Source organism: Mitsuaria sp. CC2 (assembly GCF_048957715.1).
Lineage (GTDB): Bacteria > Pseudomonadota > Gammaproteobacteria > Burkholderiales > Burkholderiaceae_C > Roseateles.
This window is the reverse complement of sequence record NZ_JARVXN010000013.1, coordinates 44,684-67,039: the sequence shown is the minus strand read 5'-3', so window position 1 is coordinate 67,039 and position 22,356 is coordinate 44,684. Positions and strand designations below refer to the sequence as shown.

25 protein-coding genes are annotated in these 22,356 nt (G+C 69.4%); 8 read left to right on the top strand and 17 right to left on the bottom strand.

What is annotated here, in order from left to right; genetic code table 11:
- Nucleotides 1-151: 151 nt before the first annotated feature.
- Complete coding sequence (locus PV762_RS08020) at nt 152-1,015, bottom strand: plasmid replication/partition related protein (RefSeq protein ID WP_421034513.1); 864 nt, start codon at nt 1,013-1,015, stop codon at nt 152-154.
- A gap of 222 nt (nt 1,016-1,237) precedes the next feature.
- Between PV762_RS08020 and PV762_RS08015 the strand changes: the two genes are divergently transcribed.
- The gene (locus tag PV762_RS08015) at nt 1,238-1,723 is read left to right on the top strand and encodes an acyl-CoA thioesterase (protein ID WP_421034512.1); all 486 of its coding nucleotides are present in this window, start codon (nt 1,238-1,240) and stop codon (nt 1,721-1,723) included.
- Here the strand turns inward: PV762_RS08015 and PV762_RS08010 are convergent.
- The 3 genes from PV762_RS08010 to PV762_RS08000 all read right to left on the bottom strand — a co-directional run bounded on the left by PV762_RS08010 (nt 1,720) and on the right by PV762_RS08000 (nt 4,245).
- On the bottom strand, nt 1,720-2,646 hold the full coding sequence (locus PV762_RS08010) for an alpha/beta fold hydrolase (protein WP_421034511.1): 927 nt from the start codon (nt 2,644-2,646) through the stop codon (nt 1,720-1,722). The two genes, PV762_RS08015 and PV762_RS08010, sit on opposite strands and share 4 nt — an antisense overlap.
- Nucleotides 2,647-2,724: 78 nt before the next feature.
- Nucleotides 2,725-3,474, bottom strand: coding sequence for a hypothetical protein (locus PV762_RS08005; RefSeq protein WP_421034510.1), 750 nt, complete (start codon nt 3,472-3,474; stop codon nt 2,725-2,727).
- 42 nt (nt 3,475-3,516) lie between these two features.
- Nucleotides 3,517-4,245 (bottom strand): CPBP family intramembrane glutamic endopeptidase, encoded by a 729-nt coding sequence (locus tag PV762_RS08000; RefSeq protein WP_421034509.1) that lies wholly within the window; start codon nt 4,243-4,245, stop codon nt 3,517-3,519.
- Nucleotides 4,246-4,336: 91 nt separating this feature from the next.
- Between PV762_RS08000 and PV762_RS07995 the strand changes: the two genes are divergently transcribed.
- A complete protein-coding gene (locus PV762_RS07995; RefSeq protein WP_421034508.1) occupies nt 4,337-4,831 on the top strand; it encodes a GNAT family N-acetyltransferase in 495 nt (164 codons plus the stop codon).
- A 34-nt stretch (nt 4,832-4,865) separates the two neighbouring features.
- Here the strand turns inward: PV762_RS07995 and PV762_RS07990 are convergent, their stop codons facing one another.
- Together PV762_RS07990 and arsC are read right to left on the bottom strand one after the other, a co-directional pair.
- Nucleotides 4,866-5,696 (bottom strand): MOSC domain-containing protein, encoded by an 831-nt coding sequence (locus tag PV762_RS07990; protein ID WP_421034507.1) that lies wholly within the window; start codon nt 5,694-5,696, stop codon nt 4,866-4,868.
- A 9-nt stretch (nt 5,697-5,705) separates the two neighbouring features.
- The gene (gene arsC, locus PV762_RS07985; protein ID WP_421034506.1) at nt 5,706-6,071 is read right to left on the bottom strand and encodes an arsenate reductase (glutaredoxin); all 366 of its coding nucleotides are present in this window, start codon (nt 6,069-6,071) and stop codon (nt 5,706-5,708) included.
- 187 nt (nt 6,072-6,258) lie between these two features.
- Between arsC and PV762_RS07980 the strand changes: the two genes are divergently transcribed.
- Nucleotides 6,259-8,025 carry an acyl-CoA synthetase gene (locus tag PV762_RS07980; protein ID WP_421034505.1) on the top strand — a complete coding sequence of 589 codons (1,767 nt, stop codon included), beginning with the start codon at nt 6,259-6,261 and terminating at the stop codon, nt 8,023-8,025.
- 92 nt (nt 8,026-8,117) lie between these two features.
- Here the strand turns inward: PV762_RS07980 and PV762_RS07975 are convergent, their stop codons facing one another.
- The 4 genes from PV762_RS07975 to PV762_RS07960 all read right to left on the bottom strand — a co-directional run bounded on the left by PV762_RS07975 (nt 8,118) and on the right by PV762_RS07960 (nt 10,515).
- Nucleotides 8,118-8,996 (bottom strand): hypothetical protein, encoded by an 879-nt coding sequence (locus tag PV762_RS07975; protein ID WP_421034504.1) that lies wholly within the window; start codon nt 8,994-8,996, stop codon nt 8,118-8,120.
- A 112-nt stretch (nt 8,997-9,108) separates the two neighbouring features.
- Nucleotides 9,109-9,708, bottom strand: coding sequence for a hypothetical protein (locus tag PV762_RS07970; RefSeq protein ID WP_421034503.1), 600 nt, complete (start codon nt 9,706-9,708; stop codon nt 9,109-9,111).
- Nucleotides 9,695-9,937 carry a helix-turn-helix domain-containing protein gene (locus tag PV762_RS07965; protein ID WP_421034502.1) on the bottom strand — a complete coding sequence of 81 codons (243 nt, stop codon included), beginning with the start codon at nt 9,935-9,937 and terminating at the stop codon, nt 9,695-9,697. Before PV762_RS07965 ends, PV762_RS07970 begins: the two co-directional genes overlap by 14 nt.
- A 26-nt stretch (nt 9,938-9,963) precedes the next feature.
- On the bottom strand, nt 9,964-10,515 hold the full coding sequence (locus PV762_RS07960) for a DUF2975 domain-containing protein (protein ID WP_421034501.1): 552 nt from the start codon (nt 10,513-10,515) through the stop codon (nt 9,964-9,966).
- 178 nt (nt 10,516-10,693) lie between these two features.
- Between PV762_RS07960 and PV762_RS07955 the strand changes: the two genes are divergently transcribed.
- Complete coding sequence (locus tag PV762_RS07955) at nt 10,694-11,752, top strand: aldo/keto reductase (protein WP_421034500.1); 1,059 nt, start codon at nt 10,694-10,696, stop codon at nt 11,750-11,752.
- A gap of 99 nt (nt 11,753-11,851) precedes the next feature.
- Here PV762_RS07955 and PV762_RS07950 read toward each other — a convergent pair whose 3' ends face one another.
- Entirely contained in the window at nt 11,852-12,961 is a 1,110-nt protein-coding gene (locus PV762_RS07950; RefSeq protein ID WP_421034499.1) for a DNA alkylation repair protein, read from the bottom strand.
- 137 nt (nt 12,962-13,098) lie between these two features.
- On the opposite strand from PV762_RS07950, the gene PV762_RS07945 reads away from it, so the two are divergent.
- The 3 genes from PV762_RS07945 to PV762_RS07935 are packed head-to-tail and all read left to right on the top strand — an operon-like array spanning nt 13,099 to nt 14,678.
- Nucleotides 13,099-13,602: an aminoacyl-tRNA deacylase gene (locus PV762_RS07945; RefSeq protein WP_421034498.1), complete on the top strand. Its 504-nt coding sequence runs from the start codon at nt 13,099-13,101 to the stop codon at nt 13,600-13,602.
- A 6-nt stretch (nt 13,603-13,608) separates the two neighbouring features.
- On the top strand, nt 13,609-14,331 hold the full coding sequence (gene plsY / locus PV762_RS07940) for a glycerol-3-phosphate 1-O-acyltransferase PlsY (protein ID WP_421034497.1): 723 nt from the start codon (nt 13,609-13,611) through the stop codon (nt 14,329-14,331).
- A complete protein-coding gene (locus tag PV762_RS07935; RefSeq protein ID WP_377156888.1) occupies nt 14,328-14,678 on the top strand; it encodes a RidA family protein in 351 nt (116 codons plus the stop codon). Before plsY ends, PV762_RS07935 begins: the two co-directional genes overlap by 4 nt.
- A 132-nt stretch (nt 14,679-14,810) precedes the next feature.
- Here the strand turns inward: PV762_RS07935 and PV762_RS07930 are convergent, their stop codons facing one another.
- The 4 genes from PV762_RS07930 to PV762_RS07915 form a co-directional block, all read right to left on the bottom strand.
- Nucleotides 14,811-15,461, bottom strand: coding sequence for an L-threonylcarbamoyladenylate synthase (locus PV762_RS07930; protein ID WP_421034496.1), 651 nt, complete (start codon nt 15,459-15,461; stop codon nt 14,811-14,813).
- A gap of 46 nt (nt 15,462-15,507) precedes the next feature.
- Entirely contained in the window at nt 15,508-16,422 is a 915-nt protein-coding gene (locus PV762_RS07925) for a 3',5'-nucleoside bisphosphate phosphatase (RefSeq protein ID WP_421034495.1), read from the bottom strand.
- Between the two features lie 64 nt (nt 16,423-16,486).
- On the bottom strand, nt 16,487-18,337 hold the full coding sequence (locus PV762_RS07920; RefSeq protein ID WP_421034494.1) for a GGDEF domain-containing protein: 1,851 nt from the start codon (nt 18,335-18,337) through the stop codon (nt 16,487-16,489).
- Nucleotides 18,338-18,451: 114 nt separating this feature from the next.
- On the bottom strand, nt 18,452-18,913 hold the full coding sequence (locus tag PV762_RS07915; protein WP_421034493.1) for a host attachment protein: 462 nt from the start codon (nt 18,911-18,913) through the stop codon (nt 18,452-18,454).
- A 177-nt stretch (nt 18,914-19,090) separates the two neighbouring features.
- On the opposite strand from PV762_RS07915, the gene trxC reads away from it, so the two are divergent.
- The gene (gene trxC, locus PV762_RS07910) at nt 19,091-19,549 is read left to right on the top strand and encodes a thioredoxin TrxC (RefSeq protein WP_421034492.1); all 459 of its coding nucleotides are present in this window, start codon (nt 19,091-19,093) and stop codon (nt 19,547-19,549) included.
- Nucleotides 19,550-19,597: 48 nt separating this feature from the next.
- Here trxC and recJ read toward each other — a convergent pair whose 3' ends face one another.
- Both recJ and PV762_RS07900 read right to left on the bottom strand, forming a co-directional pair.
- Complete coding sequence (recJ, locus tag PV762_RS07905; protein ID WP_421034491.1) at nt 19,598-21,355, bottom strand: single-stranded-DNA-specific exonuclease RecJ; 1,758 nt, start codon at nt 21,353-21,355, stop codon at nt 19,598-19,600.
- Nucleotides 21,352-22,284 carry a hypothetical protein gene (locus tag PV762_RS07900; protein ID WP_421034490.1) on the bottom strand — a complete coding sequence of 311 codons (933 nt, stop codon included), beginning with the start codon at nt 22,282-22,284 and terminating at the stop codon, nt 21,352-21,354. The genes recJ and PV762_RS07900 overlap by 4 nt, the downstream gene beginning before the upstream one ends.
- Nucleotides 22,285-22,356: the final 72 nt, after the last annotated feature.

Genomic DNA, 22,356 nt, shown 5'->3' with positions numbered 1-22,356 from the left:
CCCCGGATTGGCTACCGAGGACTTTCACGATGCGTCGTGCGGGGGCTCGGTTCGAGTCGGCGCAAGCCGGGGTGGGGTCGACGATTTGTGGAGCCTGCGAGACGTATGAGGAGACCCCACCCCGGCTTGTGCCGACGGCGGAGGCAAAGGATCAGAAGGGCGACGAAGCGTCCTGCTTCGCCGCGGCCAGTTGCGCCTGCAGGTCCGCGACTTGCGCGCGCAGCTTGATGTTCTCGTCCTGCAGCGCGCCGACCTGCGCGCGCAGCAGCGCGACGGCCGGATCGGCCTCGAGTTCACCGTCCTCGTTCGTCGGCACGCCCAGCAGCTCCACGGCCACTTCGGCGACGGCGTCGCCCGCGGCCTTCTTGCCGACCTTGGACTCGCGCACGCGCTTGGCGGCCTGGCGCAGTTCCTTCTTTCCGCCGGCGGCGGCGGCGGCCTGCTCCTCGGCGGGCAGGTCGGCGATCACGGCGGCCGCGCTGATCGAGACTTCGCCCGACTTCACGGCGGCGACGAGTTCCGGCGCCGCAGCCTTCTGGATCTTCTCGATCTGCGTGACGGTGGCGCTGCTGATGCGCGCGGCGCGCGCAATGGCTTCGCGGCTCTTCAACGGCGGGGCGTCGGGCACCGGCGTGGCGCTCGGGTCGGCGACGGGCGCCTCGGGCGCGGGATCGTTGAGGACGGCCAGGCGGCGCGCCTCCATGATCTCCTTCTTGCGCAGGGCGAGCACGCCGCGCTGGAAGTCGGAGACGCTGCGACGGCCCAGATGCTGGTCGATCATCCACAGGTGGACGTCTTCCATCGACTTGAAACGGGTGTTCTGGACGGTCTGGAAGGGGATGCCGTGCTTGGTGCAGATGCCGTGGCGGTTGTGGCCGTCGACCAGGATGTCGCCCCAGAGCACGAGCGCGTCGCGGCAGCCTTCGGCGAGGATGCTGCGTTCGAGCGCGGCGTATTCGTCCTCGGTCAGCGGATCGATGTAGGCCTTGAGTTCTTCGGTGACGATGATGTTCATGGGGACGGGCAGCGGGACGGCAGGGACAACAGGGGAAGGCGCCGGCAGGGCATGACCCTGCCGCGCAGTGTTCGGAATGTGCGACTGGCGCGCGCGTCGCACGGGCGACGGACGACGCCGGAAAAGGGCGGCATTCTGCCTAACTCGCGACGCTAACCTGTCGCACCCCGAGCACGAGCGTCGGAAATCCCACGGAACCCACCCCCAGATGAGCGCCCCCCGATGAGCGAGATGAACGAAGCGATCTCCGCGCCGGTCGACCCGTTGTCCAGCGGCTGGGACTACCCGTCCCCCCATCGGTTGGCGGTGAGCCCCCAGCCGGCGGACATCGACGGCCTGAACCACACCAACAACGCGGTCTACGTGAAGTGGTGCGAACAGGTCGCGTGGTCGCACTCGGTGGCGCTGGGGCTGGACATCGAGGACTACCGCCGCCTCGACCGCGCGATGGCGATCCGCCACGGCGGCTACGACTATCTGCTGCCGTCCTTCGAAGGCGAGGCGCTGGTGCTGGGCACCTGGCTGACGTCCGGGGACGGGAAGCTGGCGATGGAGCGCCGCTTCCAGCTGCGCCGCGCGAGCGACGGCCAGACGCTGATGCGCGGCCGCTGGGAACTGGTCTGCATCGACATCAGCGGCGGCCGCCCGAAGCGGATGCCGCCGGAGTTCATCGCGGCGTATCAGGCGGCGGTGGTTTCGGCGGACTAGCCGAGGAACAACTGCACCGCTTGGGCGAGCGCCTCGGGCTGGTCGTGATGCATCATGTGCGCCGCCTGCTGAAGCGTGACGCGCCGCAGGTCCTTGACGACGCTGAGCCGCGTCTCGAAGTCCTCGCGCGGATACCGATCCCCCCACCACTGCGAGAGCTTCGTCTCGCTGCCCTCGACCCACAGCGTGGGCGCCTCGATGCGCGACCAGCAGGCGAGGGCCTCGGCCTTCTTGTAGAGCACCGGATTGGTTCGCTTGTGCGCGGGGTCGCCGAGGATGTGCCAGCGCCCGTCGTCGCCTTGCCGCGACCAGTGCGGTGCGAGCCAAGCCGCCTTGTCGGCGGACAGCCGCGGATTCGTCTTCATCAGCCGTTGCGCCACTCCCTCGACACTGTCGTAGGTCTTCAGGCTCTGCGGCTCCTTGAGCTCGTCGAGCCAGCTCGCGAGCCGCGCCGGCGCCATGTCGGGCGTCGTGTCCGGCAGCCCGAAGCCTTCGAGGTTCACGAGCTTGCGCAGCCGCTGCGGCCGCACGCCCGCATAGGTCATCGCGATGTTGCCGCCCATGCTGTGGCCGAGCAGGTCGACCGGTGCGTCAGGACTGACGGCATCGAGCAGCGCATCCAGATCGCCGAGGTAGTCCGGGAACCAGTACGCATCGCTGCCATTGGCATCGGTGAGCCCGAAGCCGCGCCAGTCGATGGCGACGACGCTGCGCTCGTCGCGGAACGCGTCGACCATGAACTGGAACGACGCGCCGACGTCCATCCATCCGTGGACCATCACGAGCAGCGGTCGCTGCCCGTCGGGCTCAGGTCCCCAGCGCAGCACGTGGTGGCGCAGACCGCGCAGCTGCATGAACCCGCTGCGATGCGGACGGCGGACGGTGTACTCGGAAGCGGGCGCGGAACTCGGGTCGGTGCTCATGGACGGCGACTGTAGTGCGGCGCGGGCAGGCGCGCTTTCGCCATGGAGACAGGGTGCGGCGAGGCGGCCGATGGGAATTCAGAATTTCCTCCCCGCCCCCCAATCCCCGACATCGCACTTCCCGCTGAATCCCGGCAGCCCCTTGATCTCGATGAGCCCGCTGCGCCGGTCGATGGTGAGACTCGGGCGATTGAGCCCGCTCACCCGATACCGCGCCGTGATGCGCTCCGGCTGCAGCTGGAGATCCTCCAGCGCCCACCAGCCCTCCGTGCCGCCCGAGTTGAGCGGCGGGATCATCTTGCCGGTGAGGTGGATGCGACCCTGACCGTCCCGGATGTCGATCTGCACGCCGGAGTTGAACTGCTCGTTGCCCGTCTCCATGCGCTGCATGGGCTCGTACTTCTTGCTGCGGTCGTTCCACTCATAGCCCATGTGCGAGGAGTACGTCGCGTGCTGGCCGCTGCCGTAACAGACCAGCGTGATCGCATCGGGTTGGGGCGGCGTCGGCTCGGCGTCGCTGCTCGCGCCACCCGGGCGGCAGTTCTGCGTGGGGATCTTCTCGATGCTGGCGTAGCGACCGTTGGTGGTGGCGATGCTGACGCATTGCTTCTGCACGTCGCTCCACCAGAAGGTCCACGATTGGTCCCGAACCCGCGTCGCCCGCACGAACTGGTAGCCGCGCGCCTGCATCTGCGTTTCTCCGCTGCTGCCGCGCGCACCCACCAGATCGGACAGGTCGCCAGGAGGCTCGGCATGCGCGGACCCCGGCGATCCGATCGACGCGAAGGCGGCCGCGATCAGCGCGGCGGTGGGTCTGATTCGATTCATGGTCTCATCCCTTGTGCGTTGCGAGGTGGAAGGCGATGGCGCTCACGCCGGGGCGTGGCCGGATGCCGCCAGCAGGAGGCCCAGAGAAAACAGGGTCCAGTCGTTGAGCACATGCGCGAGCGTCGACACCCAGAGGTTGCGTGTGCACAGATAGGCCAGCGACAGGACCAGACGCGCCGATCCGATGACCACCACGCACTGCACCCAGTTCCACTGGTAGGTGGGCAGGTGAGCCAGACCGAAGATCAGCGCGGAGATCAACCATGCGGCCACGATCGCCGTCCGCCTGGACCAGCCGGCCCGGGCCGTGAAGAGCGTCATCAGGGCGAGGAAGGGCAGCATCGTCAACACTTCCTCGCCCAGCAGTTGAGGCAGGCTCTGCAAGGCGAAGAGCCATCGATCCGACGTCGAGTCATGCACCAGGACATCGAAGACGGGATTGGCGCTCACGTCGAAGAAGCGGGTCGTCAGCAGGCCCAGGGCGACCGTGACGACCAGGTTGAGCAGCGCGATCCCTACCGCGATCGCGACCGCCTTGACGCCCAGGCGTTGGAACAGTGCCCGCCAATGTTGGCCCGCCACCGCGCGCAGCGCCAGCAAGGGAATGGCGGGAAAGAGGACGGCCGGGATGAACGCCAGGATCGGCGAGGTGTCGCCGAACGGCAGATGGAGCGCCAGGAAGCCGGCGACCACGGCCAGCATGAGCCCTGCCCATTGAGCCGGACGCAAGGCGACGGGTTCACCGTTGTAGTACGGGAAGTCTCTGGTCATCCTGTTGGCCTCACCCACGCTGTCGTGCGCCATGCTCCCGCGAGACGCCCGCCATGGCAAGCCGCGACGAGCCGGGGTACAGAATACCCACATGTCCGCACAACCCGACCCCTATACCCTCCGCCCCGCGCGCCCCGACGACCTGACCGCGATCGTCGGCCTGATCGGCGAGCTCGCCGACTTCGAGCACCTGTCGCACCTGATGGACGTGACGCCGGAAAAGCTGCTCCCGCATCTCTTCGGCGAGCGCCCTGTCTGCGAGGCCATGGTCGCCGAGCATGAGAGCGGATCGGTCGTTGCCTTCGCGCTGACCTTCACCAATTTCTCGACCTTCCTCGGCAAGCCGGGGATGTACCTGGAAGACCTGTACGTGCAGCCCGCGCATCGCGGCGCGGGACTGGGCAAGCGCATGCTCACGCGCCTGGCGCAGATCGCGATCGAGCGCGACTACGGCCGCTTCGAATGGTGCGTGCTCGACTGGAACGAGAACGCCATCCGCTTCTACGAGAAGATGGGCGCGACGATCATGCCGGACTGGCGCTTGTGCCGTCTCGCCGGCGACTCGCTCGCGCGATTCAAGGGCTGAGGAAGCGCAGGCGCCAGCCGCCAGCCGCTAGCCGCTAGCCGCCAGCCGCAGGTGGCACAGCCTTGGGCATCGTCGAGCCAGAGGAGCGGATCACCTGGTCCAGGTGCGCGGCCACATCGAACAGTTCAGCCCCTTCCCACGACGAGGATCTGTTGGGGGGCAGACCGCTCTGCGCACGACTCGCGATGTCGGACGGCAGCGTGGACAGAAGCCTCGGAAAGGCGCGGCAGTAGCCGGTGGCGACGCCGGCGAACTCGGCCAGTTGGCGATAGGAAATGCAGCAATCCGGCGGCACCGCGTGCAGGACGCGAATCACGCGCGCCTGCCATTTTTCACTCATCGCGGGGATGGCTGATCGCGCGTACCGCATCTGATCGCCCCGTGTGAGGGTGCCTCCGCGCACAACGCGCGCCAGAACGCCTCGACTCGATCCCATGGACCGAAGCAGCCCGGGACTGCGTCTTTCCAGCCGGCTGCAAGGCTCGCACTGGAACGTGAGCCACAGCACGACGTCGGGTCCGATGGCAAGGAGATCACCGGAATTCAAGTCGTCGGTCGGGACGTCCACCAGCAGGTTTTCCCTCAGCGTATTGCTCGGAAGGTTCAACCGCTCATAGGCCGGCTGACCTGCGATCAGCAACTGTCGAGGGGAGCGTGGCGACGCATGCCGATCTCCAACAGCGCCGAGGTGCTTGATCAGTTGGAGCGAGGACTGCGGGCGCGCGCAGGAATCCCTGGGGCCGCGGACAAAAAGTCCCGTGACCTTGCCGATCGTCTGCCAGTGCGCATCGCCGGGTTGTCCTGTCGACCCGCCGACACCAAGCTCGTGGCAGGACTGGGGACCATCCAATGAGGGCTTGCGCATCAACCCACTTCAACCGAGGTCAACCTGCTTCAACCAGTCGTTCAGCAACGCCGGCGGACGCGCGATCAGCGCGCGGTCGCCCTGCACGACGATCGCGCGCTGCAGCAGCTTCGGGCGGTCCGCGACCGCCTGCAGCAGCTGCGTGTCGGTCAGCGACTCGTCCGCCAGATCGAGCTCGCGATAGTCGTCCTCGTTGTCGCGCACCATCGCGCGCACCGGCGTGCCGAGCTGCCGGTGCAGCGTCTGCAGCTCGGGCAGCGTCAGCGGCGTCGCGAGGTACTCGACGACCTCGGGATGGAGGCCGCGGGACTCCAGCAGCGCGAGCGCCTCGCGCGACTTGGAGCAGCGGGGGTTGTGCAGGATCTTGAGGGCCATGCGGACCAGTGTAGGAGCCACGATCCGGATATCGATATGCGGATCGCCCGCCGCTTGCCCATGCACCTCCCGCGGGCATCTCGGTTCCCGCCAGGCACCGACCTGGCGCTACGGGCTTTCCATGACGACCGGCCAGGACCCGCTCGCTAGCATCCACGCTCTTGTTCCAGACCAGGATGGAGACACGATGACCGGCAAGACCGCCAAGGACGCCGGCCCGGCCGACGGCATCACCGTGCCCCCCGCGGCGACGCGTGCCGCGCCCGACGCCTACGCGCTGATCCACGGCGCCTTCCGCTGGCAGGTGCCCGAGCGGCTGGCCATCGCCGAGCTGTGCTGCGGCCGATGGGCCCGCGAGACGCCCGATGCGCCCGCCGTCTTCTTCGACAGCGACAGCGGTTGCCGCGCCCAGTACTCCTTCGGCCAGCTGCAGCGCGCGGCGAACCGGCTCTCCAACGCGCTCAAGCGACTGGGCGTCGAAGCCGGCGACCGCGTCGCGCTCGTGCTGCCGCAACGCTTCGAGACCGCCGTCGCGCACATCGCCATCAACCAGCTCGGCGCGGTCGCGATGCCGCTGTCGATGCTCTTCGGTCCCGACGCGCTCGAGTACCGTCTCAAGGACAGCGAGGCCAAGGTCGCGATCGTCGAAGGCGGCGCGCTCGACGCGCTGCGCACGGCGCGCGCCTCCTGCCCGTCGCTGCTGCACGTGCTGGTCGTCGGCGAGTCCGATGCCCACGAGGGCGAAGCCGGCTGGATGGCCGCGCTGCAGGCCGAGGACGCGCGCTTCGTCGCGCGAGACAACGCGGCCGAAGACCCCGCGATCCTGATCTACACGAGCGGCACGACCGGCGCGCCCAAGGGCGCCTTGCTGCCGCAGCGCGCGCTGCTGGGCAACCTCACCGGTTTCATCGCGAGCCAGAACTGGTTCGGCTTCGATCCGCATGATCCGACGGTTCGCAGCGACGCCGTGTTCTGGAGCCCCGCCGACTGGGCCTGGACCGGCGGACTCATGGACGCGTTGCTGCCGTCGCTGTGCTTCGGACGGCCCATCCTCGGCTACCAGGGCCGCTTCTCCCCGGAGAAGGCCTTCGAGCTGATGCAGCACTACCGTGTGAGCCACACCTTCCTGTTCCCGACCGCGCTGAAGGCAATGATGAAGGCCGTGCCGCATCCCGCCGAGCGCTACACGCTGCACCTGCAGGCCGTGATGAGCGCGGGGGAAGCCGTCGGCGATGCCGTGTTCGACTGGGGCCGGCGCGAGCTCGGCGTGACGATCAACGAGATGTTCGGACAGACCGAGATCAACTACGTCGTCGGGAACTGCGCGCGGCTGTGGCCGGCCAAGCCGGGCAGCATGGGGCGCGCCTATCCCGGCCACCGCGTCGCGGTGATCGACGATGCGGGGCAGGTCTGTCCGCCCGGGCAGATCGGCGAAGTGGCCGTGCATCGCCGCGACGCGCACGGCACGCCGGATCCGATCTTCTTCCTCGGCTACTGGCGCAACGAGGCGGCGACCGCCGCGAAGTTCACCGGGGATCCGGCGGACAGCTGGTGCCGCACCGGCGACCTCGCGCGCAGGGATGAGGACGGCTATCTCTGGTACCAGGGCCGCGCCGATGACCAGTTCAAGGTCGCGGGGTATCGCATCGGTCCGGGTGAGATCGAGAACTGTCTGGTGCGCCACGATGCCGTCGCCAATGCGGCGGTCGTGCCCAAGCCCGATGTCGAACGCGGCGCGCTGGTGAAGGCCTTCGTCGTGCTGGCGCCGGGCCGGCAGCCGTCGGCGGCGTTGACCGCGGAGCTGCAGGACTTCGTCAAGCAGCGGCTCGCGCCCTACGAGTACCCGAAGGAGATCGAGTTCCTCGACGCGCTGCCGATGACGACCACCGGCAAGGTGCAGCGGCGCGTGCTGCGACAGCTGGAAGCGGACCGAGCGGCGGGAATCGCCGTCTGATCCGTTGACTGCCCAGGCCGCTGGCCCTCACCCCCCGCTCTCTTCCGCAGTGCGGGAGAGGGAGCCGCGAGAGGCTGCTGCGGGACTCCCGATCAGCTCGCGCGCGTGTTGCGCAGCTTGACGTAGAGCTTGGTGTTGGCGCCCGGTTGCGGCTGCAGCAGCGCCGAGTCGGGCCACTGCTCCTGGCCGGTGAGCACGGTGCACGCGCGCGACGGCTTGTCCTTGGGCGTCTCCGGCTCGCGCTGCTTCGCCTCCGACGGGAGCGGCAGGCGCAGGTGCTGGCCGTCCTCCGTCCAGTCGAGGTTCCACTGCGGCTGGTCGCTGCACACGATGACGCCGTCGATCTGCGGGAACATCCAGCGCACGTACCAGGGCAGCAGCTCGGTGCGCAGCCGCTGGCCGACCGCGACGATGCGGCGCACCGTCGCCATGTCCAGCATCTCCGGCGGCGTCGCGAGGTCGATGCTCAACCGAACGCCCAGCTCGCCCTTGGGCACGTTGGTGCCGAAGTCCATGTCCTTGACCCGCTGCTCGGAGAAGGTCGGCAGGTCGAAGCGGCCCTTGTCGTCGATGGGGATAGGGATGTAGTCGTCGTCGCTCATCAGCGCCAGCTTGGTGCCTGCCGGCGGCGGCTTGGTGTTGTCCTTCGGATCGGTCAGCACGAAGCGGCTCACGAACAGGCCTTCGCCTTCGGTGCGCAGCTTCGACAGCAGCTCGTTGAGCCGCTTGTAGGGAAAGGAGGCGCCGCGCTTCATGTCGCTCTGGACCGAGGGCAGGGCGATCGCGCCGACGCCCGACGATGCCGCGGCGTCGGCAGGGGCGGCCGCCGCGGCCGGTGAGGGCTCGGTGGCCGTCGCGGCGGCAACAGGATCGCAGGCTGCGAGGGCAGCCATCGCGGCCAGCGCGGCGGCCGCGACGAGCGGCCTGTGCAGGACGCGGCGCGCCGCATGGGTGAACTGCTGGGGCTTCACTTCGACTCTCTCCCTGTGTCGCGAAGCGGATGTCGCGGATGTCGCGGAGGCGATCTGCGCTGAACGGTGCGCGGCCGGTGCGGGTTGACGAGGCGTGTCCCGCGTCGGGGTGTCATCGACGGCATTTGCCCCGCGCCTCGGCAAGCACCCAGAACGGCAGGCTGAGCAGGCCCGCGCCGGCGCCCGCGAACTCGCCCTTCAGGCAGTCGCCGGTGGCGCCCTTCATCATGTCGTTGCCCAGCCTGGTCGACGCGTCGATCTTGTCGGGTGCGAGGCTCGCCTGATCCGCGCGCTCGGCGAGCAAGGGCTGTCCCTGCGTCGACTGTCGGACCGCACGCTGCGTCGCCGAGCCGTACATCAGGTCGCGACCGGTCGGACCGGACGCGGCGGAAGCCGCCGCCGGCGCGGTCATGACGACGGTCGAGCGACGTTCCTCGTGGGGCTCCTCGGCCTCAGGCACGGGAGCCTGCGGCACTCGCCTGGGGTCAGGACTTGCGCGACGCGCGACCTGCGCTGGGCGCGGCGCCGGCCTTGTGTTCGGCAGCGGCGGCAACTGGATCGTCACCATGCGGATCGACGAACTGCGTTGCTCGCGGTGCGGTTCCGCCCGGCGCCATGCGTGCTGCAGCCAGCCGATCAGCGCGATGTGCAGCAGCAGGACCGCACCGATGGCGAGCGTGCGAGGCGCGAGACGACGATCACGCGCGGCCATCGGCGCCTCCATCCTCGGGCTCGTCGCCGGGCTCCCAGGCGAGCAGATCGCCGGGCTGGCACTGCAGCACCGCGCAGATGCGCGACAACGTGTCGAAGCGCACCCCTCGCACCTTGCCGGACTTGAGCAGCGAGAGGTTGGCCTCGGTGATGCCGATGGCTTCGGCGAGCTCCTTGGAGCGCATCTTGCGCTGCGCGAGCATCACGTCGAGTCGGACGACGATGGGCATGGGGGCGGGGTCCTGGGCCGGTCCGTTCAGACGAACTCGGCGTTCTCCTGCGCCATGCGCTGGGCCTCTCGCATCACCATGGCCATCGCGATCAGCACCAGGCCCAGCAGCAGCACCACGTAGTGCTGGCTGCCCAGCTGCACCGACAGCATCCGCTGCCCGGGCGCGTTGCCCAGCGTCAGCGCGAGGATGGACGCCGTGTCGGTCATCGGCATGACCAGCGCCATCGCCGTCACCGACTGCCCCAGCCGTCGCAGATGGCGCGTCGCGCCGTCGGTGAAGACCTCGCCGCGCAGGTAGGCGCCGAAGAGCCGGAACAGGCACAGCAGCGCGAACAGCGTCAGCAGCGCCTGCGGCAGGTTGACCGCCAGGCCCCAGGCGCGCGAGACGGCGTCGAATTGCATCGGGCAGTCCAGGCACCAGTCCTTGCGCGCGGTGCGCTCCACCAGCCCGCGGTTGGTCCAGAACGTCGCATGGAAACCGACCACCACCGCCATCGCGACCAACGCCATCGCGCGCACGCAGTGGGCAATCCAGCGGATGCGCCGCAGGCCGGCGGGGAAAGTCGTGTCGCTCATGGTCTTACCGTGGGGTGGCAAGAAATTACTGTAAAACAATAATTTCGTGGGCGCAATGGCGGCGGGTGTCAAGGCGGTGCCGGTGCTCCGCGCGGCGATCGCCCGGGTATGGGCCGCACTCGCGGCGACGGCGGGCGGGCTCATGCAAACTGGCCTGTTGCACGTCACGGAGAACAAGATGGAACGCGTCACCCTCGGACAGTCCGACCTCTCGGTCAGCCGCATCGGCCTGGGCACGATGACCTTCGGCGAGCAGGTCGACGAGACCGGCAGCCAGGCGCTGCTCGATCGCGCGGTGGGCGCCGGCATCAACCTGCTCGACGTCGCCGAGATGTACCCGGTGCCCGCGCGCGCCGACACCTTCGGCCGGACCGAGGAGATCATCGGTCGCTGGCTCAAGGCCCGGCCCGGGATGCGCGAGCGCGTCGTCGTCGCGACCAAGGTCGCCGGCCCCTCGCGCGGCTACGACTGGATCCGCGACGGCAGCAAGGACCTGACCGGCGCGCAGATCGTGCAGGCCTGCGAGGACAGCCTGAAGCGGCTGCAGCTCGACACCATCGATCTTTTCCAGATCCACTGGCCGGCGCGGCATGTGCCGATGTTCGGCGGCGTGTATTTCGAGCCGGCGAAGGACCAGCCGGTCGCATCCATCCAGGAGCAGCTGGAAGCGCTCGCGCAGTTGCAGCGCGCCGGGAAGATCCGTCACATCGGGCTGTCCAACGAGACGGCCTATGGCGTCGGCGAGTTCGTCCACCTGGCCGTACAGCACGGTCTGCCGCGCATCGTCAGCGTGCAGAACCCCTACAGCCTCGTGAACCGGATCGTGGAGAACGGCCTCGACGAGGCGCTGTACCGGCATCAGGTCGGGCTGCTGGCGTATTCGCCGCTGGGCTTCGGCTCGTTGACGGGCAAGTACGACCAGCACGGGTTGACCGACCCCGCCAATCCCGGGCGACTCGCGATCTTCGACAGCATGAAAAAGCAGCGCTGGGCGCGGCCGGAGACACTGGCCGCGGCGCGCCGCTACAACGCGCTCGCGGCGGAGCTGGGGATGACGCCGTCGACGCTGGCGATCGCGTGGGTGCACTCGCGCTGGCAGACGGCGAGCACGCTGATCGGCGTCACGTCGGCGGCGCAGCTGGATGAGAACATCGCCGCCATCGGGCGGACCCTCGACGCGGACACGCTGACCCGCATCGACCGCATCCGCTGGGAGATCCGCGACCCGGCGCAGTGAACCTCTCTTACTCCCTCTCCCGCACTGCGGGAGAGGGGCCAACAGGGCCCAAGAGGGCCAAGAGGGCCAAGAGGGCCAAGAGGGTCCAAGAGCGGGCGCTCAGCGCATGAGTAGCTCGAACGTGCCGTCGGCCAGCTTCTGCCCGTTGACCATCACCTCGATCGCGTGGGTGCCCGCGTAGTGGGTGCGGGTGGTGAAGTTGCGCAGCGCGCGGCGGATGCGGATGGGCGTCGACTCGCCAGCCGCGAGCTCCACCGTCTTCAGCTTGAAGACCTTCGGCGACGCGCGGCCGTTCTTCTTCACGTAATGCACGGCGTAGTCGACCACCAGACGCTGCGTCGTCTCCGCGGTCGATCGCAGCTCGAAGGCGATCTCGATCTCGCCGCCGATCGCCACCCGCGACGGCTCGATCGCGAGCCGCTCCACGACGGCCAGCGCGCCCTCGCTCGCCCCGATCAGCTTCAGCGCCCGCGCGTCGCCCTGCTTGATCCGCGAGCGCAGCGCATGCTTGACGATCCACGCGCTGCGCTCGTCGGCGAGGTCCCAATCGCCCACGTGCGCGAAGACCCAGTCCGCATGGTCCTTGGTGATGTCGTTCAGGTTGTTGGCGACGGATCGCCGCACGTAGAGGCTGTCGTCGGCGCGCAGTGCCTGGAGGATCTCCGCCAGTGGCGCCGGATCGGCGACCAGCGCGTCGAGCCGGAACGACCATGGCAACCTCGGCCGGCTGCCCTCGCTGGCGAGGCGCCGCACATGCTCATTGCGGTCCGTGGTCCAGCGCGTCATCGTCTTCAGCGTGCCGGTCAGGTCCTGTCGCAGGAAGGGGCGGATCGCGAATTCCGCGGTGCCGTGCACCGTCATCCGCTTGAGCGCCTTCAGCGACACGGCGGGATCGTGCAACCCGTAGCTCGCGACGAAATCGCACAGCCCCATGTTCACGAACGCGCCGCCAGTGTTCGGCGCTGCCGCGACGACGGCATCGAGCTTGTCCGCGAAGCTGCCGGGCAGGGCCGCTTCGAGCGCCTCGGCCACGCGATGCACGCGCTGCATGATCGACAGCGGCGCCAGGCCGTCGGTCGCGACGGCCATGAAGCGCTTGCGCTGGAAGCCGAACGTCGACTCGGCGAACACGGACGCGAGCGAGCGCAACGCGGTCTCGCCGATCAGGTCCTTGAGGTTATAGCTGGAGGTCGAGGCGGCGTCCGTCATGGGGGCTCGGTGAACACGAAGTGCAGGGAGGGCGCCGCAGCGTAGCGCGGACGCCGCCATCGTCTGTCAGGAGGCGTGACGCCCCGTGCAGCAAGCTCGTACAAGCCGCCGCCGCGGTCAGCGGGGACAATCGCGCCATGAGCAAGAAATCCGCCCATGTCAGCGAAACGCTGGCGACGCAGATGCTGCGCCAGCACAAGGTCGCGTTCGGCGAGCACGTCTACGACTACGTCGATCACGGCGGCACCGGGGAGTCCTCCAAGCAGCTCGGCGTGCCCGAACACGAGGTCGTCAAGACGCTGGTGATGCAGGACGAGAAGGCGCAGCCGCTGATCGTGCTGATGCACGGCGACTGCACCGTCAGCCTGAAGGAACTCGCCCGGCAGATCCCCTGCAAGAAGGTCGAGCCCTGCAAGCCCGACGTCGCGCAGCGCCACAGCGGCTACCTCGTCGGCGGCACGTCGCCGTTCGGCACGCGCAAGGCGATGCCGGTGTTCGTCGAGTCCTCGGTGCTCGCGCTGCCCCGCCTCCTGATCAACGGCGGGCGCCGCGGCTACCTGATCAGCATCGAACCCCGGGTTTTGACGGAGCTGCTCGCGGCCCGCCCGGTCGAGTGCGCGCTGAAGTCCGGGGCAGAATAGCGCCCCATGCAAAGTGTCCTGTTCCCCTTGTTGGCCGTATTGGCGGTGTTGGCCGGGTATCTGATCGGCTCCCTGTCCTTCGCGGTGATCGTCAGCCGGCTGATGGGCCTGTCCGATCCGCGCAGCTACGGCAGCGGCAATCCGGGTGCGACCAACGTGCTGCGCTCCGGCAACAAGGCCGCGGCAATCCTGACGCTGGTCTTCGACGCGCTCAAGGGCTACCTCCCCGTGGTGCTGGTGCTGAAGTTCGGCCCGCCGTACGGCCTGGAGGAGGGCACCGCCGCGCTGGTCGGTCTGGCCGCCTTCGTCGGGCACCTCTGGCCGGTCTTCTTCAAGTTCATCGGCGGCAAGGGCGTCGCCACCGCGGCCGGCGTGCTGCTCGCCATCAACCCGTGGCTCGGCCTGTCCGTGCTCGGCGTGTGGATCGCCATGGCGGTCGTCTTCCGCTACTCGTCGCTGGCGTCGCTGGCCGCCGCGGTCGCCGCGCCGCTGCTGCAGATGCTGGTCTGGGACGTCGGCCCGGAGCTGCCGGCCATCGCGCTGATGAGTCTGCTGCTGATCTGGCGCCATGCCGCCAACATCAAGAAGCTGATGGCGGGAACGGAGAGCAAGCTTGGCCAGAAGGCGGCACCGGCCGCCGCGCCGGCCGCGAAATCCCATCGCCACGAGCAGTCGCGCGAGAAGCGCGAGCACAAGCATTCCCACAAGCCCAGGCAGCACAACAAATGAGCAACATCGAACGCTTCGACGTCGGCCCGCGTCTCTCCGAGATGGCCATCCACAACGGCGTGGTCTACCTCGCCGGGCAGGTGCCGGAAGACGCCACCGCCGACGTCAAGGGCCAGACCGAGCAGGTCCTGGCGATGATCGACAAGCTGTTGGCCCGCGCCGGCAGCGACAAGACGAAGATCCTGCGCGCGCAGCTGTATATCGCCGACGTCAAGGACCTGGCCGGCATGAACGCCGCCTGGGACGCCTGGGTGCCGGCCGGCCACACGCCGCCCCGCGCCACGGTCGAGGCCAAGCTGGCCAAGCCGGAGTGGAAGATCGAGATCGTGATCACCGCGGCGGTCTGAGCCTGGTGGAGGTCAGGGGCCTGGAGCCTCAGGCCTCTTCATGAGAAACGCCGGCTTCGTGCCGGCGTTTTGCATGGTGCGTCGAACGGGTCGCGAACCCGATCGCGAGGCCCGGCGCTTGTCCGGGCCGGCTCACTCGTCCGCTTCGGCCTCTTCGAGTTCCAGTCCCAGGCAGGCCGGATCGCCGCAGCCGCGGCGCACCAGCACGGGCGGCTCCGCGGTGAGGTCGACGACCGTCGTCGGCTTCATCGGGCAGGCGCCGGCGTCGATGATCAACTGGATCAGCTTGTCGTAGCGGGCGGTGATCTCTTCGGGGTCGTTGATCGGCTCGTGCTCGCCGGGCGGGATCAGCGTGGTGGCCAGCAGCGGACCGCCGATCAGCGCGAGCAGGTCCTGCGTGACGCGGTGGTCCGGCACGCGCAGGCCGATGGTGCGGCGCGAGGGATGCGACAGGCGCCGCGGCACTTCCTTGGTCGCCTCCAGGATGAAGGTGAACGGCCCCGGCGTGGCCGTCTTGATCATGCGGTACTGCTTGTTGTCGACGCGCGCATAGCTGCCGAGTTCGCTGAGGTCGCGGCACAGCAGCGTCATGTGATGCTTCTCGTCGACGCCGCGGATGCGGCGCAGCGCCTCGGCGGCGGCCTTGTCGTCGAGCTGGCAGACCAGCGCGTAGCTGGAGTCGGTCGGGATCGCGCCGATGCCGCCCTGGCTCAGGATCTGCGCCGCCTGGCGCAGAAAACGGGCCTGCGGGTTGTCGGGATGGACTTCGAAGATCTGGGCCATGGTCCTCACCTGTGGCAATCGGCGTGCGAGCCGATCGGTGAGCCGGTCAGTCCGGCCAGTGGATGCGGTGTTCGAGCGCGCCCCACACCGGTTTCAAGCGGCCGGAGAGGTGCTGGTCGAGCTTGCCGACGTCGACGCGGCTTTCCTCCGGGCTGTGGAAATCCGAGCCGCGCGAGGCGAGCAGGTCGAATTCCAGCGCGGTGTCGGTGTACTGGATCATGTCCGCGGCGGTGTGGCTGCCGGTGACGACCTCGATGCCGCGCCCGCCGTGGGCGATGAACTCGGTGATCAGCGCGTACTCCTCGGTCGGCGTGAAGCCGTAGCGGCCGGGGTGCGCGATGACGGCCAGCCCGCCGGCGTCCACGATCCAGCCCACCGCGTCGCCCAGCGCCGCCCAGCGGTGCGGCACGTAGCCGGGCTTGCCCTCGGTGAGGAAGCGGCGGAAGACCTCGGGCACGTCCGAGCACTGGCCGCTCTCCACCAGGAAACGCGCGAAGTGGGTCCGGGAGATCAGCTCCGGATTGCCGGCGAACTTGAGCGCACCTTCGTAGGCGCCGGGGATGCCGACCTGGGCGAGGCCGTCGGACATCTCCTTCGCCCGCGCGCCGCGGCCGCCGCGCGTGGCGCGCAGGCCTTCGACGATGCGCGGATCGTCATGGTCGAAGCCCAGGCCGACGATGTGCACCACCTTGCCGGCGAAAGTCACCGAGATCTCGGCGCCGGTCAGATAGGGCAGGCCGGCCGCCTTCGCCGCCGCCATCGCGCGCTGCTGGCCACCGACCTCGTCGTGGTCCGTCAGCGCCCAGAGCTCGACGCCGTTGGCCTTGGCGCGCGCGGCCAGGGCCTCGGGCGCCAGCGTGCCGTCGGACACGGTCGAGTGGCAGTGCAGATCCGCGTTGATCTGCGGATGCAGGGTCGAAGGGGCGGCCGGCGACGGCGCGGTGTCGGAAGGGGCGTTCACACGCCGATTCTAGGAGCGTGGCCATGACCGCGCCCGCACCGCTGGGATCCCGCCGTCCCGGACCTCAGGCTGCCGCGGCCGCCGGCGCAGCGGCCGCCCTGTCGTCGTCGACGGCTGCGACCGCGCCGCGGCGGCGGTCGACGAAGTAGCGGCTGGGCCCGGTGCCGCACTTGGCGACGTGCTTGGGTTCGGCCAGCGCGGCGGAGAGGGCGCGCACGCTCTCGAACGCGCCGGGTTGCACCTGGATCACGCCGGCGCTCAGGGTCGGCAGCGGATTGAAGGATTCCTGGTTCTGGCGGTTCAGCGTCACGTAGCCGCCCAGCGCCTGGTGTTCGGCGGAAAAGAAGGGGCGGATCTGCCGGTCGAACTCGCGGCAGACGCGGGTGACGCGCGCGGTCCAGTCGGGCGAGCCCAGCACCATCACGAAGTCGTCGCCGCCGATGTGGCCGACGAAGTCCACCGCCGGGTCGGCGGCGTCCTGCAGGATCTGCGCGCAGAGCTTGATGATGTCGTCGCCGGTGGCGTAGCCGTAGACGTCGTTGAAGGGCTTGAAGTGGTCGATGTCCCAGGCGACGACGACGAACTCGCGCGCCTCGTGCAGCAGTGCGTCCAGGTGCTGGTCGGTCGGCACGTTGCCGGGCATCAGCGTCAGCGGGTTGGCGTAGCGGGCGCTGTGGACCTGCAGGTCGGAGACGGCCTTGAGCAGGTCGGTGCTGCGGCCGGTGCCGAAGTACTCGCCGTTGCGGGTGACGATGAAGCCGTCGACCATCAGCCGGTCGTCCAGGCTGGAGATCGCATCGCTCATCTCGCGCAGCGAGGTGCCGGCGTCGAAGATCAGCGGCTGGGGATCCATGAGCGCGGTGCAGGAGCGCTTCTCGTGGATGTCCATGAAGTAGCGCTCGGCGCTGCGCTTGAGCACCTGCAGCGAACGCAGGATGCCGATCGGCCGGTTCGAGTCGTCCAGCACCGGCATCGAGAACAGCTGTTCGTCGCGCTGGAACATGTCGGCCACGGTCTGGCAGTTGAGCTTGGGCGTGACGGTGTGGCTGCGGCGGGCCAGTTGTGCGGCGGTCGTGATCGCGTCGGGCGGCAGGCGCATCCAGTCGGCGTTGCGGCGGCGGTGCTCGGGCGCGAGCAGGGCGTCCACCTCGGCACGCAGCGCGGCGCGTGGGGCGGCGCTCGGGCGCGCGAGCAGGTAGCCCTGGCAGACCGGCACGCCCAGGCGGCGCAGCACGGTGAGGTCGCTGAGCTGCTCGAGGCCTTCGGCGACGACGGTGCAGCCGGAGCTGGCGGCCATCTCGAGGATGGAGCGGACGAACTGCTGCTTGAGCGGCTCCTGGGCGATGCCGTCGATGAAGTGGCGGTCGATCTTGACGAAGTCCGGGCGGATGTCCATCCAACGCTTCAGGCTGGCGAAGCCTTCGCCGAGGTCGTCCAGCGCGACGACGAAGCCGAGCTCGCGCAGGCTGCGCATGCTGTCCTGCAGCCGCTCGGGTTCCAAAATGGGACGCGTCTCGGTGAGCTCGATGACCACGCGCGAGGCGGGCAGATCGAGCTGCGCGAACTCGCGGGCGATCAATGCGCCGCGGTCGCTGGTGGCGAGCAGCGTGTCCGCGGTGAGGTTCAGGAAGAGCTGGCCGGGCAGGTTGAGTTCCTTGAACCGGCGCAGCGCGCGTCGCACGACGATCCGTTCCAGTTCGACCAGCCGACCCAGCCGCGCGGCGGTCTCGAACAGCACCAGCGGCGAATGCAGCGGCGTGTCCGCCGGTCCGCGCGTCAGGGCTTCGTAGCCCAGGATGTTCGCCCGCTCGACCTCGACCAGCGGCTGGAAGTGGATGTCCAAGGCGCCGTCGCGGATGACGGCGGACAGGGCGATGCTCAGCGGATCGGGCGGTTGCAGGTGCGTGGTCGGCATGGGAAGACACCACGGCGGACGGTGCGCCGCGTGGTGTCCCCATTCTGGGTGGCCTCTATGTCATCGATTTGACAAACTGTTACAGCAGGGGCCAGGTGTGAAGTCTGGCGCGCTTCACGGCTTCTGCTTGCTGAAGTCCCGCTCCGGGAACAGGCGGGTCGTCAGCGCCCCCAGGCTTTCATGGACGACATCGACGTTGGTCTCGTCGATGACGATCTTGGCGATCTGCGGGCTCAGCGCCTTGCGCAGCAGGCCCAGGAAGCGCGGCGCGGCGACGACGCGCAATTGCGTCACCTCGCCGTTGTTGTAGCCGTCGTCCAGCGTCTTCGCCACGCGCGCCGCGAAGCTGATCGCTTCCTGGTGCGATTCGTCGACGCCCGCCGACGAGGTCACGTTGTTGCCGCGACGGCCTTCGGCGTCGCGGCGCAGGTCGGCATTGTTCGCGTGGGCGGCGGCGTCGCTCAGCGTCGTGACGTCCTCCAGGTCGCCGCCTTGCTCCGGCAGCTTCAGCAGACGCGCCACGCCTTCGTCGGCCACCAGCACCCACAGCTTGCCATCGTCCTTGTATGCAGCCATCTCGGCTCCTTCAACAGAGTTCTCGTTGAAGGCAGGGTGGCAATCGCCGTACCTCCGTCGGACAGCCAAGGCGGCATGGGAGGTTGCAGCCAGGCGCAAAGCAGGGAACATGGCTTGCCCGCCGGTAGATCGCACCGGCTCTTCCTGCGCCTCATGCAGGATCGACTCGAGACCGCCATGGACACCGACCACCCCTCCGCCGCCGTCAGCCTCCACATCGTCTGCCCGTCCTGCGGCGCGAAGAATCGCGTGCCGCGCGAGCGGCTGGGCGAATCGCCGGACTGCGGGCGTTGCAGCACGCCGCTGATGCGGGCGGAAGCCGTGGACCTCACGCCCGAAGTGTTCGACAAGTTCGTCGCCGGCACCGAACTGCCGGTCGTCGTCGATTGCTGGGCGGAGTGGTGCGGCCCCTGCCGGATGATGACGCCGCAGTTCGAGAAGGCCGCCGCGATGCTGCCCGAGGTGCGCTTCGTCAAGCTCGATACCGAGGCCGCGCCGCAGCAGAGCGCCCGCTACGGCATCCGCAGCATTCCCACGATGCTGCTGTTCCTCGACGGGCAGGAGATCGCGCGCGAGTCCGGCGCGATGCCGGCGCAGGCCATCGTGGAATGGGTGCGCAAGCAGCTGCTCGGTTGAGGGATCGCCGATCCGCGCTTCAGATCGGCGGGGTCGCCGGGATGGCCGTCATTCGGCCATCGCCTCCACCACCATCTGCACGCGCTGCTGGCCCTGGAACTCGTCGAGGCTGAGCCGGTAGGCCAGCGTCACCTGCTCGGGCAACTGCTCGGTGTGGCCGAACCAGATGGCGTCGCGGATCCAGGCACCCTGGCGCAGGCGCAGCTTGAGGTGGCGTTCGCCGACGATGCGCTGGTTGACGACCTGCACGCGGTCGCAGAACAGCGGCGCCTCGAAGGCCTGTCCCCAGACCTGCGCTTCCAGTTCCTGGACCGTCTCGGCGCAGAAGGCCTCGGGCGGCAGCGGACCGTCGGTGCGCAGCGTGCGGGTGAGCGATGCCTCGTCCAGCCACTCGCGGGCGACGTCCTCGAAGGCGGCACGGAAGGCGTCGACGCCGCCGGGGCCCAGCGTGCAGCCCGCCGCCATCGCATGACCGCCGAACTTCTTCAGCAGCTCGGGATGGCGCTTGGAGACCAGGTCCAGCGCGTCGCGCAGATGGAAACCGGGGATCGACCGGCCGGAGCCCTTGAGCTGGCCGTCCGCGCCCTCGGCGAAGACGAACACCGGACGGTGCAGTCTGTCCTTGATCCGCGAGGCCACGATGCCGACGACGCCCTCATGGAAGTCGGCGTCGAACAGCGCCAGCGCGGGCGGCGGCGCGCCGTTCAGGCGCGGGTCGGTCATCAGGCGTTCGAGCAGCGCGAGCGCCTGCTCCTGCATGCCGGCCTCGATCTCGCGGCGCTCGCGGTTGATGCGGTCGAGCTCACGCGCGAGGGCCAGCGCCTGCTCGGCGTCGTCCGTCGTCAGGCAGGTGATGCCCAGCGTCATGTCGTCGAGGCGACCGGCCGCGTTGATGCGCGGGCCCAACGCGAAACCGAGGTCGAAGCTGTTGGCGCGCGAAGCGTCGCGGCTCGCCGCGGTGAAGAGCGCCTGCACGCCCGGCTGCATGCGGCCGGCGCGCATGCGTCGCAGGCCCTGCGCCACCAGGCGGCGGTTGTTGGCGTCCAGACGCACCACGTCGGCGACGGTGCCCAGCGCCACCAGGTCGAGCAGGCCGTCCAGCCGGGGCGGCGTGGCCTCGCCCGGCGCGCCGAAAGCGCCGCGGCGGCGCAGTTCGCCGCGCAGCACCGTCAGCACGTAGAACGCCACGCCCACGCCGGCCAGGCTCTTGCCGGGGAAGGGGCAGCCCGGCTGGTTGGGATTCACCAGCGCATCGGCGTCGGGGACCGTCGGCTGGCCGTCGGCCGTGACCGCGGGGAGGTGATGGTCGGTGACCAGGACCTTCAGGCCGAGCTCGCGCGCGAAGGCCACGCCGGCGTGGCTGGCGATGCCGTTGTCGACGGTGACCAGCAGCCTGGGTTCGTGCTTCAGCGCCAGTTCGACGATGGTCGGCGTGAGGCCGTAGCCGTGCACCGCGCGGTCCGGCACCACGTAGCTGACGGTGCCCGGCTTCGCGCCCAGCAGCGCCAGGCCGCGCAGCATCACCGCGCAGGCGGTGGCGCCGTCGCAGTCGTAGTCCGCGACGATGCAGATGCGCTCGCCGGCCGTGATCGCGTCCGCCAGCAGCACCGCGGCCTTGTCGATGCCCAGCATGCCCAAGGGCCCCTCGGGCGGCAGCAGATGTTTGAGGTCGGGATCGAGCTCGTCGCGCGACAGCACGCCGCGGGCGGCGAAGAGGCGCGACAGCAGCGGCGAGAAGCCGGCTTCCCGCAGCGCGTGGGCGGAGTCCGGCGGGACGTCGCGGGTCAGGAGGCGGGGGCTGCTCACAGGGGCTCCAGGGCGGTGCCGACGGACGCGCTCGGCACCGCGAATTTTTCCTTCAGCCGCTGCCAGGCGCCGGCCGGCTGCCGTCTCCAGGTGCGGGCCAGGCGTTCGCCGCTCAGTGTCAGCGAGACCGGTTCGCCCGAGCGCGCCGCGGTCAGTGCCCGCGCGATCGGGTCCTGGTCGAGCGCCTTCCAGCCCTCGCTCCAGGCGTAGAGATCGCCGGTCAGCATCGGCACGCGCAGGCGGTCGTCGACGATCAGGTCGGTCGGCAGCGCGTCGCCGCGCTCGCGTGCGCCGCCGCCGATCCAGACCGCGTTCAGCGGACGCAGGCCGCGTTGCTCGCGTGCCTGGTTGAGCGGGTGATCGTGCAGCAGCATCTGTGCCTCGTTGAGCAGCGTGCGCAGGCGGCGCGCACGCGGGTACCAGGTCTCGACCCCGCGATTGAGCACGCGATCCGCGCTGGCGGCGTCCAGGCCGTCGATTTCGTCATGCGCGATCGCCCATTCGCCGGTCGACAGCCAGGCGGTCCGCCAGCCCTCGGCGGCGGGGAACAGCGTGGTCGTCAACGCGTCGAGGAAGGCACGCGATTCGGCCTCGTCGAGACCGAGCGTCTCGGGGCCGAGTGCGGTGACGCCCTCAGCGCCGACGGCGAAATGGACCGGCGTCAGCAGCGCCCAGGCGGCTCCGGCGGGGTCCTGGCCGGCGGCGCGGACGCGCCAGGCGGCGATGGGCGGATGGTCGTCGGCGACGCCGCGGCGGCGCGCCAGGAAGTGTTCGTGTGGGGGGAGGGGCGAGGTCTCGTCGGCATCGCCGACGTCTTCCACCGGGGCCAGCAACCCGAGCAGGCGGCTCAGGTTGGGCAGCTCCAGCTCGCGCAGGGCGCCCTCGAAATGAGGGTCCAGCGAACTGGCAAAGGGGATCATCAGGTGCATGGCCGGGGATTATCGGCGGTCCGGTCATCAAGCTTTCATGCAGGGTCGGCAACCTGTGGGGCCATGCTGACC

Coding starts and splice junctions, on each gene's coding strand:
- PV762_RS07980 (WP_421034505.1), top strand. CDS start 6,259: ATGACCGGCAAGACCGCCAAGGACGCCGGCCCGGCCGACGGCATCACC.
- PV762_RS07935 (WP_377156888.1), top strand. CDS start 14,328: ATGAGCAACATCGAACGCTTCGACGTCGGCCCGCGTCTCTCCGAGATG.
- trxC (WP_421034492.1), top strand. CDS start 19,091: ATGGACACCGACCACCCCTCCGCCGCCGTCAGCCTCCACATCGTCTGC.
- PV762_RS07955 (WP_421034500.1), top strand. CDS start 10,694: ATGGAACGCGTCACCCTCGGACAGTCCGACCTCTCGGTCAGCCGCATC.
- PV762_RS08010 (WP_421034511.1), bottom strand. CDS start 2,646: ATGAGCACCGACCCGAGTTCCGCGCCCGCTTCCGAGTACACCGTCCGC.
- PV762_RS07970 (WP_421034503.1), bottom strand. CDS start 9,708: ATGGCCGCGCGTGATCGTCGTCTCGCGCCTCGCACGCTCGCCATCGGT.
- PV762_RS07995 (WP_421034508.1), top strand. CDS start 4,337: ATGTCCGCACAACCCGACCCCTATACCCTCCGCCCCGCGCGCCCCGAC.
- arsC (WP_421034506.1), bottom strand. CDS start 6,071: ATGGCCCTCAAGATCCTGCACAACCCCCGCTGCTCCAAGTCGCGCGAG.
- PV762_RS08015 (WP_421034512.1), top strand. CDS start 1,238: ATGAGCGAGATGAACGAAGCGATCTCCGCGCCGGTCGACCCGTTGTCC.
- PV762_RS07920 (WP_421034494.1), bottom strand. CDS start 18,337: ATGCCGACCACGCACCTGCAACCGCCCGATCCGCTGAGCATCGCCCTG.
- PV762_RS08020 (WP_421034513.1), bottom strand. CDS start 1,015: ATGAACATCATCGTCACCGAAGAACTCAAGGCCTACATCGATCCGCTG.
- PV762_RS07965 (WP_421034502.1), bottom strand. CDS start 9,937: ATGCCCATCGTCGTCCGACTCGACGTGATGCTCGCGCAGCGCAAGATG.
- PV762_RS07930 (WP_421034496.1), bottom strand. CDS start 15,461: ATGGCCCAGATCTTCGAAGTCCATCCCGACAACCCGCAGGCCCGTTTT.
- PV762_RS07900 (WP_421034490.1), bottom strand. CDS start 22,284: ATGCACCTGATGATCCCCTTTGCCAGTTCGCTGGACCCTCATTTCGAG.
- PV762_RS07950 (WP_421034499.1), bottom strand. CDS start 12,961: ATGACGGACGCCGCCTCGACCTCCAGCTATAACCTCAAGGACCTGATC.
- PV762_RS07945 (WP_421034498.1), top strand. CDS start 13,099: ATGAGCAAGAAATCCGCCCATGTCAGCGAAACGCTGGCGACGCAGATG.
- PV762_RS08000 (WP_421034509.1), bottom strand. CDS start 4,245: ATGACCAGAGACTTCCCGTACTACAACGGTGAACCCGTCGCCTTGCGT.
- PV762_RS07915 (WP_421034493.1), bottom strand. CDS start 18,913: ATGGCTGCATACAAGGACGATGGCAAGCTGTGGGTGCTGGTGGCCGAC.
- plsY (WP_421034497.1), top strand. CDS start 13,609: ATGCAAAGTGTCCTGTTCCCCTTGTTGGCCGTATTGGCGGTGTTGGCC.
- PV762_RS07990 (WP_421034507.1), bottom strand. CDS start 5,696: ATGCGCAAGCCCTCATTGGATGGTCCCCAGTCCTGCCACGAGCTTGGT.
- PV762_RS08005 (WP_421034510.1), bottom strand. CDS start 3,474: ATGAATCGAATCAGACCCACCGCCGCGCTGATCGCGGCCGCCTTCGCG.
- PV762_RS07960 (WP_421034501.1), bottom strand. CDS start 10,515: ATGAGCGACACGACTTTCCCCGCCGGCCTGCGGCGCATCCGCTGGATT.